The sequence below is a fragment of the Ornithinibacillus bavariensis genome (assembly GCF_050433565.1).
GTDB classification, from domain to species: domain Bacteria; phylum Bacillota; class Bacilli; order Bacillales; family Amphibacillaceae; genus Ornithinibacillus; species Ornithinibacillus bavariensis.
Genome location: NZ_JBNPWZ010000002.1, coordinates 399,272 through 414,060 on the forward strand (window position 1 = coordinate 399,272; position 14,789 = coordinate 414,060).

At 35.8% G+C, this 14,789-nt stretch carries 20 protein-coding genes; 10 read left to right on the forward strand and 10 right to left on the reverse strand.

Annotation, left to right across the window (positions count from 1 at the left end; genetic code table 11):
• Positions 1–115 precede the first annotated feature (115 nt).
• The 3 genes from HNR27_RS05875 to HNR27_RS05885 form a co-directional block, all read right to left on the reverse strand.
• Entirely contained in the window at positions 116–1,024 is a 909-nt protein-coding gene (locus HNR27_RS05875; RefSeq protein WP_429339097.1) for a ClpXP adapter SpxH family protein, read from the reverse strand.
• Positions 1,025–1,038: 14 nt separating this feature from the next.
• Positions 1,039–1,419 carry a globin domain-containing protein gene (locus HNR27_RS05880; RefSeq protein ID WP_212919289.1) on the reverse strand — a complete coding sequence of 127 codons (381 nt, stop codon included), beginning with the start codon at positions 1,417–1,419 and terminating at the stop codon, positions 1,039–1,041.
• A gap of 81 nt (positions 1,420–1,500) precedes the next feature.
• The gene (locus tag HNR27_RS05885; RefSeq protein WP_212919290.1) at positions 1,501–2,070 is read right to left on the reverse strand and encodes a CYTH domain-containing protein; all 570 of its coding nucleotides are present in this window, start codon (positions 2,068–2,070) and stop codon (positions 1,501–1,503) included.
• Between the two features lie 125 nt (positions 2,071–2,195).
• Here HNR27_RS05885 and yjbM point away from each other — a divergent pair, with 125 nt between their 5' ends.
• From yjbM to HNR27_RS05900, 3 genes are read left to right on the forward strand one after another with little or no spacing between them, the layout of a single operon-like run.
• Positions 2,196–2,804 carry a GTP diphosphokinase gene (gene yjbM / locus HNR27_RS05890; protein ID WP_212919291.1) on the forward strand — a complete coding sequence of 203 codons (609 nt, stop codon included), beginning with the start codon at positions 2,196–2,198 and terminating at the stop codon, positions 2,802–2,804.
• A 31-nt stretch (positions 2,805–2,835) separates the two neighbouring features.
• Positions 2,836–3,636, forward strand: a complete 801-nt coding sequence (locus HNR27_RS05895) for an NAD kinase (protein ID WP_212919292.1) — start codon at positions 2,836–2,838, stop codon at positions 3,634–3,636.
• Positions 3,637–3,644: 8 nt separating this feature from the next.
• A complete protein-coding gene (locus HNR27_RS05900) occupies positions 3,645–4,520 on the forward strand; it encodes an RluA family pseudouridine synthase (RefSeq protein ID WP_212919293.1) in 876 nt (291 codons plus the stop codon).
• 3 nt (positions 4,521–4,523) lie between these two features.
• Here HNR27_RS05900 and prpE read toward each other — a convergent pair whose 3' ends face one another.
• Both prpE and HNR27_RS05910 read right to left on the reverse strand, forming a co-directional pair.
• Entirely contained in the window at positions 4,524–5,270 is a 747-nt protein-coding gene (prpE, locus tag HNR27_RS05905) for a bis(5'-nucleosyl)-tetraphosphatase PrpE (protein ID WP_212919294.1), read from the reverse strand.
• Between the two features lie 51 nt (positions 5,271–5,321).
• Positions 5,322–6,491 (reverse strand): FtsW/RodA/SpoVE family cell cycle protein, encoded by a 1,170-nt coding sequence (locus HNR27_RS05910; RefSeq protein ID WP_212919295.1) that lies wholly within the window; start codon positions 6,489–6,491, stop codon positions 5,322–5,324.
• 171 nt (positions 6,492–6,662) lie between these two features.
• Here HNR27_RS05910 and mgtE point away from each other — a divergent pair, with 171 nt between their 5' ends.
• Complete coding sequence (gene mgtE / locus HNR27_RS05915; protein ID WP_212919296.1) at positions 6,663–8,024, forward strand: magnesium transporter; 1,362 nt, start codon at positions 6,663–6,665, stop codon at positions 8,022–8,024.
• A gap of 318 nt (positions 8,025–8,342) precedes the next feature.
• A complete protein-coding gene (locus HNR27_RS05920) occupies positions 8,343–8,927 on the forward strand; it encodes a CotO family spore coat protein (protein ID WP_212919297.1) in 585 nt (194 codons plus the stop codon).
• A gap of 47 nt (positions 8,928–8,974) precedes the next feature.
• On the opposite strand, the gene HNR27_RS05925 is transcribed toward HNR27_RS05920, so the two are convergent.
• On the reverse strand, positions 8,975–9,463 hold the full coding sequence (locus tag HNR27_RS05925; RefSeq protein ID WP_212919298.1) for a CotY/CotZ family spore coat protein: 489 nt from the start codon (positions 9,461–9,463) through the stop codon (positions 8,975–8,977).
• Between the two features lie 223 nt (positions 9,464–9,686).
• On the opposite strand from HNR27_RS05925, the gene HNR27_RS05930 reads away from it, so the two are divergent.
• The 5 genes from HNR27_RS05930 to HNR27_RS05950 all read left to right on the forward strand — a co-directional run bounded on the left by HNR27_RS05930 (position 9,687) and on the right by HNR27_RS05950 (position 12,064).
• On the forward strand, positions 9,687–9,899 hold the full coding sequence (locus HNR27_RS05930) for a hypothetical protein (protein ID WP_212920068.1): 213 nt from the start codon (positions 9,687–9,689) through the stop codon (positions 9,897–9,899).
• Positions 9,900–9,985: 86 nt separating this feature from the next.
• Complete coding sequence (locus HNR27_RS05935) at positions 9,986–10,183, forward strand: hypothetical protein (RefSeq protein WP_212919299.1); 198 nt, start codon at positions 9,986–9,988, stop codon at positions 10,181–10,183.
• A 70-nt stretch (positions 10,184–10,253) separates the two neighbouring features.
• Positions 10,254–10,526 carry a hypothetical protein gene (locus tag HNR27_RS05940; RefSeq protein WP_212919300.1) on the forward strand — a complete coding sequence of 91 codons (273 nt, stop codon included), beginning with the start codon at positions 10,254–10,256 and terminating at the stop codon, positions 10,524–10,526.
• An 82-nt stretch (positions 10,527–10,608) separates the two neighbouring features.
• Positions 10,609–11,286, forward strand: coding sequence for a nucleoside deaminase (locus HNR27_RS05945; RefSeq protein WP_429339098.1), 678 nt, complete (start codon positions 10,609–10,611; stop codon positions 11,284–11,286).
• Between the two features lie 49 nt (positions 11,287–11,335).
• Positions 11,336–12,064 carry a DinB family protein gene (locus tag HNR27_RS05950; RefSeq protein ID WP_429339099.1) on the forward strand — a complete coding sequence of 243 codons (729 nt, stop codon included), beginning with the start codon at positions 11,336–11,338 and terminating at the stop codon, positions 12,062–12,064.
• A gap of 72 nt (positions 12,065–12,136) precedes the next feature.
• Here HNR27_RS05950 and HNR27_RS05955 read toward each other — a convergent pair whose 3' ends face one another.
• From HNR27_RS05955 to HNR27_RS05970, 4 genes are all read right to left on the reverse strand, one after another.
• Complete coding sequence (locus HNR27_RS05955; RefSeq protein WP_429339100.1) at positions 12,137–12,838, reverse strand: YetF domain-containing protein; 702 nt, start codon at positions 12,836–12,838, stop codon at positions 12,137–12,139.
• Positions 12,839–12,962: 124 nt separating this feature from the next.
• Positions 12,963–13,388: a GNAT family N-acetyltransferase gene (locus HNR27_RS05960; RefSeq protein ID WP_212919303.1), complete on the reverse strand. Its 426-nt coding sequence runs from the start codon at positions 13,386–13,388 to the stop codon at positions 12,963–12,965.
• 2 nt (positions 13,389–13,390) lie between these two features.
• Positions 13,391–13,903, reverse strand: a complete 513-nt coding sequence (locus tag HNR27_RS05965) for a YjcG family protein (protein ID WP_212919304.1) — start codon at positions 13,901–13,903, stop codon at positions 13,391–13,393.
• 108 nt (positions 13,904–14,011) lie between these two features.
• Positions 14,012–14,740 carry an alpha/beta hydrolase gene (locus HNR27_RS05970; protein ID WP_212919305.1) on the reverse strand — a complete coding sequence of 243 codons (729 nt, stop codon included), beginning with the start codon at positions 14,738–14,740 and terminating at the stop codon, positions 14,012–14,014.
• Positions 14,741–14,789 lie beyond the last annotated feature (49 nt).

Sequence of the window (14,789 nt, forward strand, 5' to 3'; positions counted from 1 at the left end):
AATAAGGATATACGCTGCCCCGTATATCCTGTTTTTTTTATTTGTTTTTAGTTTTTAATCGTGCTTAAAATAATAAAGAACCAATGGGAGACTCCCTTGGCTCTACAATAACATACTAATGATGGCTATTTTTTTCCCCAACATACTGCCAAAAGGTACCATGTTTAGCTGGTATTTTTTCAACTAGTTGTTTTAATTGAAGCTTCTTCATTTCTCTTTCGGCTTTTTCAATAGACCAATTATAAACAACAGATATTTCCTTGGAAGCAACAACCTCATAATGTCGAACGAAGCTTTCAAGTGGCGGATGTTGAGATGGGATTGGTGTGTGATCTAACATTTCACTTAATACACGTACATAAATATCATAAGGATAGAGTCCAGATATTTTGATTCCTTGCTCCTCAATATTTTTATGAAAGAAAACCATCGTAGGCATATAATCTATTTCCATTTCATGGGCTAGTTTAATGTCACATTGTAGTGCTTTTTTTGCTGAGACAGCGTATAAATCAGCTTTAAACTCTTGTAAATCAAGCTTTACTGCTTTAGCGCACTCCATCAGCACCGACTTATCCGAAATATTTTTCTTTTTTAGAAATAAATACTCTTGTACCTTTCGTAAAAAAGCTTTGCCATAACGAAGCCCTTGCAATTCCGCTGCTTTTATCGCTAAATAAGCAGTAATTGGAGAGTGAATGGGATTTTCTATCCACAAATCACCATCACAGCTCATACCTGTTCTGGAAGCAGTTCTTTCCCAAATCTCTTTTAACTTCTTTGGTCGATCAAAATTTCCATGATTTAGCGGTTTGGATGAGCCGGAAATAATGGGGCGTAGTGTAAATAACCTGCCATACTCTATAGAAAGCTTTTTTAAATATGGTTCAAGTGACCAGCATTCAGGACACATAGGATCAATAAATACGTATATTTCTATCGGTTTTTTTGCTGTAAAACAACTATATTCGGGCGATGTGTTTTCTTTCTGTGAGTTCATTAGCACAGTGCGTTCCCAACTCACATTGATTCTCCTTTCTATGGTTCAGGTGTATTCATCATATGATTAGCCGTCATGGTCAATTTTTCAAATATAGCTGTAAGATAAGGTTCTTCGATTTGAGCTTCTGTCAAAGCTTCGGCCATACATTCTAACCAGGCATCTCTTCTTGATGGTGTAATTTCAAATGGTAAATGTCGACGACGCATCATTGGATGTCCCCGTTCCTCTGAATAAAGTCTTGGTCCACCAAAAAATTGGGTTAGGAACAGACTTTGTTTTCTTGCTGTCTCTGTTAAATCCTCTGGGAAAATCGGGATCAGTAAGGGATGTTTTGCAACACGTTTATAAAAAGCTGTAACTAATTTATCTATTGTTTCAAGTCCACCAATTGCTTCATATATTGTTCCTGGTGTCATCGTAATTTACTCCTTTAATATTTGTTTACATTTTAGCAACATTAAATATACATGAGCAAATTATCTGATTGGATGAGCAGGCTACGGGAGACTCATGAAAAAGCGAGCAATCTTATTGGGTGTATCTTTTTTAGTAATATTCCAATCGTTTAATACTTTATTTATTGCCTGTAAACCAGAGTTGTGATTATTTGCTTCAATTTCTAATTCATAGTCTTCTTGATTATGATAGAAACTCTGATCTAAGACAAAGATAATCCCATCTTCTTTATACTCTCTCCGAATGGTTGTCAAATTACCAAATGGTTTCAATTCTTCAACTCTTATTCCTAATTCCAATAGCCGTTTACTTGTGGACAATTTAGCAATAGGATTCCCGTTCATCCACTGCATTGCTTCCATTTGGGTTAAGTCATCGTGTGTTTCTAATAAACCATCCTGATGTGGCTCCTTTAATGTAAGCTGGTAAGTTCCATTTTTTTCTCGTATCCGCAGTGCTGAATTTTGTTCCCTTAATTTAAAGTCAATCGTTTCAAAATAATGATTAATTTGTTTTTGCCCATCCTTTGGAAACGGAAGGTGGTTCAACAATTTTAAATACTCTTGTTTGGTTAAAAGGTTTTTAAATTCAATTTCTATTTCCTGTGTCATGGTAACCTCCGACAAAATCGGTAATTATATTGATTATGGCCAATGAATTGGAAATATGCAAAGAATATCCATTATAATTATGGTAGAATAAGGACGAATCATGTATTTAACTAGGTGGTGTTTTGATGAATTGGGAAGCAATACTTGCGCCATACACACAGGTAGTAGAAGAATTAAAGGTAAAATTAAAGGGAATGAGAGCCCAGTTTGAATATGAAGCTAGACATTCGCCAATTGAATTTATTACGGCACGTGTTAAGCCTGTAAAAAGTATTCTAGAGAAAGCAGAAAAGAGACAGATTCCACTTGATCGAATTGAGACGGATATCCAGGACATAGCTGGTGTTCGTGTTGTTTGTCAATTTGTAGATGATATTTATACAGTGGTTGATATGCTTAGATCAAGACAAGACTTTACCATTATTGAGGAGAAGGACTATATAGCTAACGAAAAAGAGAGTGGGTACAGATCTTATCATATGATTATTGAGTATCCCGTCGAAACGATACACGGAAATAAGGTTGTACTTGCGGAAATCCAGATTCGAACATTAGCTATGAATTTCTGGGCAACGAATGAACATTCACTAAATTACAAATATAAGGGTAGGATTCCAGCTGAGATTAAAGCTAGGCTACATCTTGCTGCAGAAGCAGCCTTTATGCTAGATGAGGAAATGTCAAAAATTAAGACTGAAATCCAGGAAGCACAGCGTATCTTTTATCGGAAATAGAAAACATTGCAGTAATAGGGTGGGGTAGAATATGAATTTTAAAATAGTTTCTAAAGGTGACGACAGATCGAATCAAATTAAGTTAAAAATGAAGCAGCATTTAATTGATTTTAATCTAAATTATAATAAAGAGGAACCAGATTTAGTTATTTCAGTTGGGGGAGATGGAACATTTCTTGAAGCATTTCATCGGTATCAAAATCGATTGAACCAGACTGCTTTTATTGGTATTCATACAGGACACTTAGGCTTTTACGCTGATTATGTACCAGAGGAGCTAGAAAAGTTAGTAATTGAAATAGCTAAAACTCCTTACCAAATCGTAGAGTACCCTTTACTAGAGGTAATCATTCGTTCTAAAACTGGTAGTCAAGTGGATTCCTTTCTAGCATTAAATGAAGCAACGATAAAAACAACGGAGGGATCTGTTGTATTCGATGTCGATATAAAAGGAGAACGGTTTGAGACCTTTAGAGGTGACGGCTTATGTATCTCTACCCCATCTGGGAGCACTGCCTATAATAAGTCACTTGGTGGGGGGATTATACACCCTTCTCTTGAAGCAATTCAATTAACAGAAATGGCATCCATCAATAATCGAGTGTTCAGAACGATTGGATCACCACTTATTCTACCAAAGCATCATACATGCCTATTAAAGCCTTTGGTGGATCGGAGTTTTCTGATTACGATAGACCATATTACACACAACTACACCAATGTAAAGTCTATTCAATGTCGGGTAGCAAAGGAAAAAATTCGTTTTGCGAGATTTAGACCGTTTCCTTTTTGGAATCGAGTGCGCGACTCATTTATTCAGGACAAAAGGTGAGCGTATTCATGAAATGGACCTTTGAAAAAGAAAATGTAATGATTTTACGTGACTTTTTACGTGAAGAACAGGGCTTCTCTAGACGAATTCTAAAAAGCATTATATCCGATGGTGGAGAGATATTGGTTAATGGTAAATCTGCTACGTTACGATACAAGCTTAAACATGGTGATAGGATAACAGTTAAGTTTCCTGATGAAAAGAAAGGGAATCATATGCTCCCAGATGATATTCCCATTCAAATTGTATATGAGGATGACTTTGTACTTGTACTAGACAAACCAGCAGGAATGGCAACGATTCCGTCATTACATCATCAAACAGGAACCATTGCAAATGCGGTATTATTTCATTATGCAAAGCAGGGACTACCCTATACGGTACATGTTGTTACCAGATTGGATCGAGACACTTCTGGTTTATTACTAATTGCTAAGCATCGCTATAGTCACTCTAAATTATCGATTGGACAAAAACAAGGTCGGGTAAAACGAAAATATATTGCAATTGTGGAAGGAGTTCCAAAACCGACTAAAGGTGTTATTCATGCAAATATTGGGCGGAAAGCTGATTCCATAATCGAAAGAACAGTACGCGAGGATGGACAGAGCGCTATTACCAATTATGAAGTTGTTAAAGATGACGGACAATATGCCTTAGTTGCTATTCAACTAGAAACTGGGAGAACACATCAGATTCGGGTGCACTTCTCGTATATAGGATATCCACTAGCTGGCGATGACCTATACGGTGGAAGCTTGGATAAAATCAATCGTCAAGCATTACATAGTTGTGAGCTTCAATTTGAACATCCTGAAACAAAAGAATGGCTAGCATTTACTAGTGAAATACCTGACGATATGAAGAAAATCCTTTCCAGTTAAAAATTAATTAATTGGAAAGGATTTAAATTTTTCCTCGACAAACGGTTGATTCGATGGAACAGAGACAGTAGTTTCTTCAGGTAGCCGAAAAGCGGTAAGCATATTACCGAATACACATCCTGTATCAATATTAATCGTTTTCCGTACGATTCTTGGCTTTAGAACAGGAGTATGGCCATATACAATCCATGTATCTCCATCATATTTCTGTGCCCAATCACGACGGATAGGCTTACCTTTTGCATCAAATTCACCAGTTATATCCCCATATAGAACAAAGGTCTTAACCTTGTTATCGTAACGTCCTATATAACGCTTTTTTATTCCTGCATGTGCAACAACAGCATTTACTTCTTTCAATTGTAAATAAAGTGGGGCCTCTTCATATAGCTGGATGAACTGTTGCCGTATATTGGACTTCGCTTTCGGATTAAGTTGCTCAAATTCTGCTACGGTTGTTTCAAGTCCATGCTGTTGTTTTACTTTATTACCTAAAAAGAATCGATAAAGCTTATTACAGTGATTTCCTGGTACATATTTAGCAACCCTCTGAGTTACAACCATTTCATAAACGAGCTGGATAACTTGTAGTGAAGCAGGGCCTCTGTCAGTTATATCTCCAACAAATACAGGAATTCTTCCATCTGGATGTAAATAAATTCTTTGTTCTTTACGATAGCCTAATTTTTCAAAGAGCATACAAAGTTCTTCATAACAACCATGCACATCACCTATAACATCAATTTTCATTCCAGTAGCCTCCTCTATATGAAAAGCGAGAATAGTATGTGCTATTCTCGCTTATTCAAACATATATTTCTTCGTTCTAGAATGGATATTGAGTACTAAACCAATTGCAATAAGATACGTTAATGTCGAACTTCCCCCATAGCTTAAGAAAGGTAGTGGAAGTCCAGTGATTGGTAAAAGCTGAATAGACATTCCGATATTTTGGAAGATTTGATAGGAAAACATGCCGACGATTCCAGTAACAATATAGCTTCCATAGCTATCGTTACTTTGGATGGCAATATGGATTAGTCGATAAATTAACAAGAAAAATAAGGTAACAACTATACTAGAGCCGATAAAACCGAATTGTTCAGCTATAGCGGTGAAAATCATGTCAGTTTGACGTTCGGGAACAGAAACTTGCATTCCTTCAATGCCTTTACCAAAAAGTTGCCCCGAACCGATGGCCATTTTTGCACGAAGTAGCTGGAATCCAGAATCTGAATATTGTTCGGGATAAATCCACCCATAAAATCTGCTGGTTACGTGTTTAAAGACGGATTCATTCAGAAAGACAGCAACAGTATCTGGAAAAATAAAGTAAGCAGCAATGATAATTCCCATTACTCCAAGCCCAACTAATAGAATGAAAAATATTAGACGCCAACGTATACCTGAGACTAGAATCATTGCTCCAGCTATAGCACATAGAACAAGGAAACCACCTAAATCTGGTTGTACTGCAATTAATGCCATAGGAGGTAGAGCCAATAGAACCATTTTAGCAAGTAACCAAAGATCACTCTTAGCCGTTTGTTCCACAACCTTATTATTATGGCTGTACATAACGTGCGCAAAGGCTAATACTAATATAACCTTCATAAATTCTGCAGGTTGGATTGTACCAAGCAAAGGGAAAGCAATCCAGCTCACAGCATTATTGGCTTCAATAATAATACTTCCTGGAAACCGAAAAAAGAGCATGAGTAGCATAATCATTCCAATTCCGTAGAATATCCAAGTTAACTGGCGGAAACGATCGTAATCGATTAACATAATGAGGGCAATAATAATGCCCCCACCAATATACCAAATGATTTGTTTTAAAAGAAAATGCTGCTCTGCTAATTTCGCGGGAAGTGTGGGCTCTACTGTAGCAATTGTAAAAACACTAACAACGCCTAAAAGCAATATAATTGAAATTAATGTATAATCAATGTTATTTTTATTAGTATTCATTTTGTATCATTACTTTCTATTTATTCTTATCATATATAAGTTTACACGATTTCCTGCTTTTTTTTAAGTTTTAAAAGCATTATATTATTATACCATTTAATTCAAATGTTAGCTGAACAATTTGTTGGGGTATGGTATAACTATTATAGTAAATATGAAGGAGGTTGCGCCATGGAAAATATGGAAGAGCTAAAAGTTGAAAACATAGTAAAAATCAAACAATTTCTCACCGATGAAAATCTAGAAGGATTTAGAGAATACTTTTTGGATTTACACCCCTATGATCAGGCAAAATTTTTCATGGAAGTAGAAGCAACCCATCGAATGCGTATTTATAGCTATCTTTCACCTGAAGAAGTTGCTGGGATTATGGAGCATATCGAATTAGAAGACGCACAAATCTTCTTTTCTGAAATGGATCCACGATTTGCATCGATGATTTTTGCTGAAATGGCCACAGATGATGCCGTAGATATTTTGAATGAGATGGAGAAAGACAAGGTGGTAAGCTTCTTAACGATTATGGACGTAGAAGAAGCAGATGAGATTAAGGATTTACTCCATTACGAAGAAAAAACAGCGGGTAGTATTATGACAACGGAGTATATCTCCGTTTATAAAACTCAAACGGTAAAAGATACAATGGCTCAATTAAAAAAAGATGGGCCAGATGCAGAAACAATTTATTATTTATATGTCATAGACGATGACAAAAAATTAGTCGGTGTACTGTCTTTACGTGACTTAATTATATCAGATGATGAAACGAATATAGAATCCATCATGAATGAGAATGTATTCAATGTGTCGGTTGCAGAAAATCAAGAAGATGTAGCAAAGATGATGCGTGACTACGACTTTCTAGCGGTACCCGTTGTAGATTTTCAGCGTCATCTAATAGGAATTATTACCGTAGACGATATTTTAGATGTCATTGATGAAGAAGCAAGTGAGGATTATTCTAAATTGGCAGGTATCTCTGATGTGGATCGGCCTGATACAAACCCATTCATCGCTGCAAAGAAGCGGTTGCCATGGTTAATTATATTATTATTTCTAGGAATGTTGACCGCAAGTTTGATAGGGCAATTTGAAGAAACTCTAAGTAAGGTGACAATTCTTTCCATTTTTATTCCATTGATAGGCGGAATGGCAGGAAATACAGGAACCCAAGCATTAGCGGTAGCTGTAAGAGGTCTTGCGACAGGGGAGTATGAGGAAGATGGTAAATTAAAGTTAATTCTTCGTGAAGCAGGTACCGGCTTAATTACAGGAACAGTTTGTGGCATTATTATCGCTATCGTGATTTTCCTCTGGCAACATAACCTGTACCTAGGCTTACTAGTTGGCCTATCTATTATGACTACCTTAGTTATCGCGACCTTAGCTGGTTCCTTAATTCCACTTGTTATGTATCGGATGAAAATTGATCCAGCAGTAGCATCAGGACCATTCATTACAACAATTAATGATATTATTTCTGTATTAATATATTTTGGTTTAGCAACTACCTTTATGAATTTGTTATTGTAGTTAGTAACTATTTTGTATATGAAAAAGGAAAGTCCTTCAAAGTGATGAGGGGCTTTTTTGTATTTCTTTAGATAAAGATCTAATCCAGAGAATGATATTCATGAAGCCGGAAAAAATCATCTGTAGTTAAAAACGTAAAAAAATACGGGAGAAAGGCTTGAGGATATCTCTAAGCTAAAATAGAAAAAACAAGATGGCTGCTATTTACATAAAATTATTCTCTCAGCATCTAAAATGATCTAATAGGCAAATAACACAATTCATTTTCCTCGTTCATATACTATGTTGATCAATGTTCTAGAGAGGAGAAAGTATATCGTGACAAAACGTAGTAAGTTTGCGAATGAGCCATTAATGTATATTCATCAACCAACTGTTATTAGACCAAGTGCCCCTATGCAACATACGTATAGAACACCTAAAAAGGAAGACAAGATAGAGTCTGTCCAGAAACCGGTAAAAAAATATCCGAAGCCAACGAAACAACGAACGAATATAAGTGCTATATCAAAGGATATTGTACATGACTTAAAAGAAGCTCCCCCAAATGCAAATGATCTTGCTAACTCAGCACAGAATACAAGTAACAAGGATTTAACTGGAAATAGTACACCAGCAGAACCATCAGAATCACCTATACCGATAGAACCACAGGATAATAAAGATAATAATGAAAAAAAGAAATTTAGAGACATGTCAATTCTGGAAAAGGTGATGTATTTCATCAATACACCAAATCATTTACCAAGAATGCGATGTGAAGTTATTACAGAGGAAAAGAAATATCGAGGGATTATCAAGGATTTTCAAGAAGACCATATTATAATGCAGGTAGGTCGTAGGATGCCGACTACTAGTATTAGTATTAAGGATGTTAAGGGAATTCAGCTTATAGGCTTTTAAAAAAATGACACCATGGAAAGTCGAGCTTTCCATGGTGTATAATCTAATCAATCAAATACACTAATAGCTGGTAAGCAAGTTACATGACAGAAGCAATCTAGGTCTACCGTGATACAAATGCCAGTGTTTTGTAGATTATCAGTTTCTTGATCGCAAGGATCTTTTAAGTGCTCGCAATCACATTGGTCATCTGGATCAAGCAATAATTCTAGAACCGCACAGCATTCTTCTGTTACACTCTTCACACGGAAAATGAAGCTTGCTTTTATGTCGCCAATTGTACCTAACCCGTTACCACGTTTCGCCCCAAATCCTTTAAACGGCTTACAGTCACCTGCACAATATAGGATTACAGGAACTGTATCCAATCCGTTTCCAGGATTTGTTTCGCCTAATAAATCATTGATTGATTGTTCGCAGCTAGTTTCGCAGCAGTTTTCAAATACATCGTTTTGAGCATCGACAATATCGCGAAGAATCTCACATACGCAGGAATCATTTTCTCTTCCTTCTACTCTACCATGGCCACAACCCATGAAACATTTCTCCTTTCATTACTTTATTGACTTATTGTCTTTAATAGAATATGTGTATAAAGGCATATTGTGTGGGCACATGTACAATATTCTATTCTCGACTAATGTAAAAAAAACGTATTTACAGAAAAAAATAGTGAAAATATAGGGCAGTTGACTATACCCATTTGGGTAGTTTTCATAGACTAATAGCGAGCAAATTCTTATGAAGGAGTGACCATAGATGTCTGAAAATAAGAAGGTTATTCGTGTTAAAGACCTAGTAATTGAAGCGGAAAATGTCATTATTGAGACGAAAAGACGACATGATCCTTTTTTTGGGGGCTTTAGACGTGAGAGGGAAGAGGAGCGCTTAGAGTCAAGCATTAGAGAGTCAGTGAGTGTCGAACGCGATGGAGACGACGAACGCGACAGAAGACCTTTCTCCTGGATTTAACATATGAAGCAACAAACTTACCATATCCCATACCCATAGCAGCTTATATAGCTGCATTTTTTTAAAGCGAGGAGGGACAACACCCCATGGATCGTAATAAACTAATTAAAAATCTTGGCATTATCGAGAAGCACCTTGAACGGAATGAAAAATGGTTTCAACAGCCAGAAAAGAAAATGCTTGCTTTTGAAAAAGATATGGATGAATGGAATAGACGTTATCTAAAGACAATTGGAGATATAGAGTATTGGATAAGAGAATTAGAAAAGAAGATGGAAGGGTAATTTTATTTGGACAGTCATAAACTGTAGGAGAAATACGAATATTTTAAATAAAGGTTGAGGAGGTATGGATATGGGATATATTTTACCAATTCAACAACATGAATATGCGGATTATCAAAGACGAATGGTTACGCGAAAGAGAACAGTATCTTCTGTAAAAAAATCATATCGTGCCATTTTGCAATCTACTTATGAAGAGCTTCGAAGTGAGGAAGAAAAAAGGAGTCAACAAAACCATATTCCTTCTACTAAAGAAGAACAGGCTATTCTCTCCTATCCAAATATGGATAGGGTTTATTCCGATATTACTGGGATTGGGCAATTTTTCAATGAAAAGTTATAACTGGACTGTCTAAAAAATGATAGTCCTTTTTTTATTTCTTTATGTTAAGATGATTTAAAATAAATAAATAATGGGGGATATTATGGAGAATTGGAACGAATTAAGTGAACCCTGGAAAAGGTGCTTCTTACAAGCGTGGAAAGCATATTGTCATGGTTCTATACCAATTGGTGCGGTTCTTGTTGATTCAGAAGGAGAAATTTTTCTAGAGGGTAGGAATAGGGTACATGAACTGACTGCACCAGAAGGACAGTTATGTGATTGTCGAATCGCTCATGCAGAAATGAATGTATTAGTTCAAGTCAAAACAAGTGATTATGAAAAACTGTCTGGTGCAACGATTTATTCGACGATGGAACCATGTATTCAATGCTTTGGTGCAATTATTTTATCACGGATAAAAAATATTTCCTTTGCTGCTATTGATGATAAGCTTGCAGGAGCTACTACTTTAGAGGACAGGCATGGGTTTATCAAATCAAGAAATCTGAATATAGCTGGTCCATTTTCTCACTTAGGGGAAATTCAAATCATCTTACGTACAGATTTTTTATTAAGAATATTCGATTCTGAATATGCTGATCCATTAATTGCGGCACATGAGAAGGATTATCCAATTGGCGTAGCCTTAGGAAGACACTATCATCGTAATAATCGACTACAAGTAGCAAAGAAAGAAACAATTCCTTTTGGAGAACTGTTTAATGAGTTTTCTTTTGATATTAAGCGTGCAAGGGAAGGTTATACCTTGGGAAAATAAAAGAATTGAATGTTAGTTAATGCTTATTAGAAAAATAGAGTAATAAGGGGTGCTAGCCATCGATAAATTACAACGTAAAGACTGGAATAACAATCATAAACGATTAAGAGAACTTCTTAAAAAATCTGAATATCATTTAGAGGCTATTCAGTTGTTTCATTATCAGCATAGTTGGTTACATTCATCAAAAATAAATCAATTAGACTGGAATTATTCGACCTTACAAGACAATCTGTTAAATGGTTTAGACGTGGAAACATTTCGAAGGTTCCCGGTTTCTAACCCAGATACTAAAAATTCCATCGCATGGCATCTTTGGCACATAACGAGAGTAGAGGATATGACAATGAATATTTTAGTAGCTGATAAAGAACAGGTATACACGCTAGAAGATTGGCCATCTAAATTGAATATTCATGTGTATCATAGCGGGAATGAAATGGTTGACAAGGATATAGCACGATTAAGCTCCACCATTGACCTAGATGAATTATTAGTCTACAGAGATAGGGTAGGATTACAAACGCGTCGCATTATTTCAGCACTAACACCAGAAGATTTAAATAGGGCAGTTGAACCTAGTCATGTAAATCGCTTGTATCAGGAAGGTGCGCTATTACCTGAGGCGAGCGGTATTGCTGAATATTGGGGTAAGAAATCAATTGCTGGCCTTCTGTTAATGCCGGGGACTAGGCATAACTTTTTACACTTAAATAAGGCCATCCGAATTAAGGAAAGCTTACAAAGGAAGGTTCGAGGTACTCGAATAACTAGATGATATAACAGCGAATATCGATATGCTTCCCCTAAGGAAGATAGAAAAAAAATTGTTTTTACCTTAGGGGGAGTTTTATTTATTCCTGTTTTTCCGATTGACGAAAGGTAATACTAGCAAATCTTCATCCTTCATATATTCTGCATAAAAGACATCGTTAACATCATCATAACCTTGTTCTTTCAGTTGTTCTATTAGCCATTGCTCTGTTAGATTTTTTTCCTCTAAATTATCATAAATTATTTCACCATCATTTATTAATGTAGTGGAGAGCTGTACTGGTTGAGGGGCAAGCTTCATATCCTTTCTGTTCGGAGTTTGATAATCAGATTTTTTTAATACGGAGATAGCACCATTTGTTTCTAGTATTGCATACTCAACTTCTTTTAACGAAAATACATCCTTTTCTCTAAGAAGATGTTGTAGTTGATTAATATCAAGCTTGTTTTTTGCCATTACATTGCGAATGAGCTTACCTTTACGGATAATAATCTCTGGAGACCCCTCTAATAAAAAACGTGTTCTTTTAAACTTTTGGGTGATCATTTCAACGAAATAAATTAACCCACCCCATATCAATATGACAAAGCCGATGTGAAGAACACCTGCTTTTTCCTCAAATAGAGCACTTCCTACTAGTTCACCTAATATAATGGCGGAAATAAAATCGAACGGAGTAAGTTGCGATATTTGCGTTTTTCCAAGTACTTTTGTTAGAAAGTACAGGATAAAAAATCCAAAGACTGACTCTATAAACATTTGCCAATATGAAAGCACTTCACAGCGTCCCCTTTCACCTTATAGGATGACCGGAATATGGTAAAACATACATTTCAAATTGGCGATAAAAATATTGCCCCTTCTCTACTTCGGAAAGTAAAGAAGGGGCAGTACTATAAAACTATAAGGATTCCTTTATCATCGTCACATGAGGAATACCAGCATCCAGAAACTTATCGGAAACTGTCTTGTAGCCTAGTTTTTGATAAAAGCCTTCTGCATGTGTTTGGGCATTTAGCTTGGCTCTTTTGTAGCCATTTTCTTTTATAATCTGTTCCATTGCAGCTATAATTTCCTTACCATATGATTTTCCACGAAATTCATTCAATACACAGATACGCTCTAATTTACCGTATTCTTCAACAAAACGCAATCTACTTGCAGCAATAGGCTTATTATCCTCATAGCCTACAAAATGAATTGCAGTTTTGTCATATTCATCTATTTCTTCTTCGACTGGTACCTTTTGTTCTTCCACAAATACAAGGGTACGTATACGAAATGCATGTTCTTTTTCTTTAGCATTTTGTGTTATTTTTATGTCCATACTTATTCCTTTCCAAATACAAAAGATTCATATACTGTCCATGAACCATTCTCGAGCTGATATAGAAGTTGGAAACGATCTATTATTTCTTCAAATTGAAAGTTTCTCATTTTCAAACGACCAAAAACATCAGAGTATTCATCGTCAAGTAATTTTTGCCCAATCGTAATATGCGGTACAAATGTATATTTCGTATTTTGTGGGAATTTTCCAGAGTGTAGCTTCTCATAAAGACCATCAAGCTGTTGATTTGGTTCGACTTTCAAGTAAATGGTATTCGTTACTGGAACGAAGGAGCTAACCTTATTGATACGAATTGTAATCGGTTCTGTTTCATTAGCAATGCGCTTCATTTCCGGTACTAGCTCGTCGATTAATGCATCATCTGCTTCAAATGCCTCTTTAATTGTAATATGTGGTGGAATTAATGGGTAGTGCGGGTCATAACGTTTACGATATGAGTTTGCCTCATCTTGAATTTTTTTGGAAGGGAAAATTGCAATACCGTATTTCATGTTATACCTCCTACAGTTTATTTTAATTATTGTTTATGATTTCTCTTAATTTATAATAAAAAATAAGCTAAGAAAAGTGTTTTTTTACCTATTTAAACAATATTGTAATTAATTTCCGAAAATGGATGTCAAGGCATTTGTCATATCTGCTTGCCAATACTTCCAAGTATGTTTGCCATCAGGTATCTCTTTGTAGAAGTATGTGAGCCCTTTTTCATCTAAAAGCTCTTTCAGCTTTCTGTTAGGTGTTATGAAATCAACATTTGGCTTTTCAGTTGTCTCTACATTCGTTTCAGCTGTACCTATTGTATGATAAATATCCAAAGCCTGTATCTTATTTGCATTTTGAACAGCTTCTAGTACGATGTCATCCACAAGCGGAGACTGCATAATGACTTTTCCAAATGTATTTGGATATCGGATTGCCGTTAGTAAAGCGAGAGTACCTGCTAGTGAATCTCCCATTAAAGCACGAGTTCCCCCCATATGATAGGTAGGAAGGAAGTCATCTAATAATGGAATAACCTCCTTAATTAAAAACTTCGTATATGCTTCATATTGTTCACCCTTTGGATGATACTTTTTTAATCGATCGTACCGATCCTTATAATGAATTCCAACAAAAACTGTATTTTCAATTTCAGCTTCCTCATGTAATCGGTCGCTAAATGTAGCAACCCTACCGAGCTGATAATAATCATTGCCATCCTGCATGATACAGATATGGTATTTATACAAAGGTGAAAAAGATTCTGGCAAATAGATTTTTAGTGTAATTGTTTCATGTAAATAATTACTAGTAATTTCTCTTTCAAGCATTTTTCCTTTTCTGCCCATTTTAACTCACCTCATTAGCTTCATAACCATAGTTTACCATGAAAATAGG

Bases quoted from the DNA above. Each gene is read 5' to 3' on its own strand.
- HNR27_RS05880 (WP_212919289.1), bottom strand. From the start codon at position 1,419: ATGACACCAGGAACAATATATGAAGCAATTGGTGGACTTGAAACAATA.
- HNR27_RS05885 (WP_212919290.1), bottom strand. From the start codon at position 2,070: ATGACACAGGAAATAGAAATTGAATTTAAAAACCTTTTAACCAAACAA.
- yjbM (WP_212919291.1), top strand. From the start codon at position 2,196: ATGAATTGGGAAGCAATACTTGCGCCATACACACAGGTAGTAGAAGAA.
- HNR27_RS05895 (WP_212919292.1), top strand. From the start codon at position 2,836: ATGAATTTTAAAATAGTTTCTAAAGGTGACGACAGATCGAATCAAATT.
- HNR27_RS05900 (WP_212919293.1), top strand. From the start codon at position 3,645: ATGAAATGGACCTTTGAAAAAGAAAATGTAATGATTTTACGTGACTTT.
- prpE (WP_212919294.1), bottom strand. From the start codon at position 5,270: ATGAAAATTGATGTTATAGGTGATGTGCATGGTTGTTATGAAGAACTT.
- HNR27_RS05910 (WP_212919295.1), bottom strand. From the start codon at position 6,491: ATGAATACTAATAAAAATAACATTGATTATACATTAATTTCAATTATA.
- mgtE (WP_212919296.1), top strand. From the start codon at position 6,663: ATGGAAAATATGGAAGAGCTAAAAGTTGAAAACATAGTAAAAATCAAA.
- HNR27_RS05925 (WP_212919298.1), bottom strand. From the start codon at position 9,463: ATGGGTTGTGGCCATGGTAGAGTAGAAGGAAGAGAAAATGATTCCTGC.
- HNR27_RS05930 (WP_212920068.1), top strand. From the start codon at position 9,687: ATGTCTGAAAATAAGAAGGTTATTCGTGTTAAAGACCTAGTAATTGAA.
- HNR27_RS05935 (WP_212919299.1), top strand. From the start codon at position 9,986: ATGGATCGTAATAAACTAATTAAAAATCTTGGCATTATCGAGAAGCAC.
- HNR27_RS05940 (WP_212919300.1), top strand. From the start codon at position 10,254: ATGGGATATATTTTACCAATTCAACAACATGAATATGCGGATTATCAA.
- HNR27_RS05945 (WP_429339098.1), top strand. From the start codon at position 10,609: ATGGAGAATTGGAACGAATTAAGTGAACCCTGGAAAAGGTGCTTCTTA.
- HNR27_RS05960 (WP_212919303.1), bottom strand. From the start codon at position 13,388: ATGGACATAAAAATAACACAAAATGCTAAAGAAAAAGAACATGCATTT.
- HNR27_RS05965 (WP_212919304.1), bottom strand. From the start codon at position 13,903: ATGAAATACGGTATTGCAATTTTCCCTTCCAAAAAAATTCAAGATGAG.
- HNR27_RS05970 (WP_212919305.1), bottom strand. From the start codon at position 14,740: ATGGGCAGAAAAGGAAAAATGCTTGAAAGAGAAATTACTAGTAATTAT.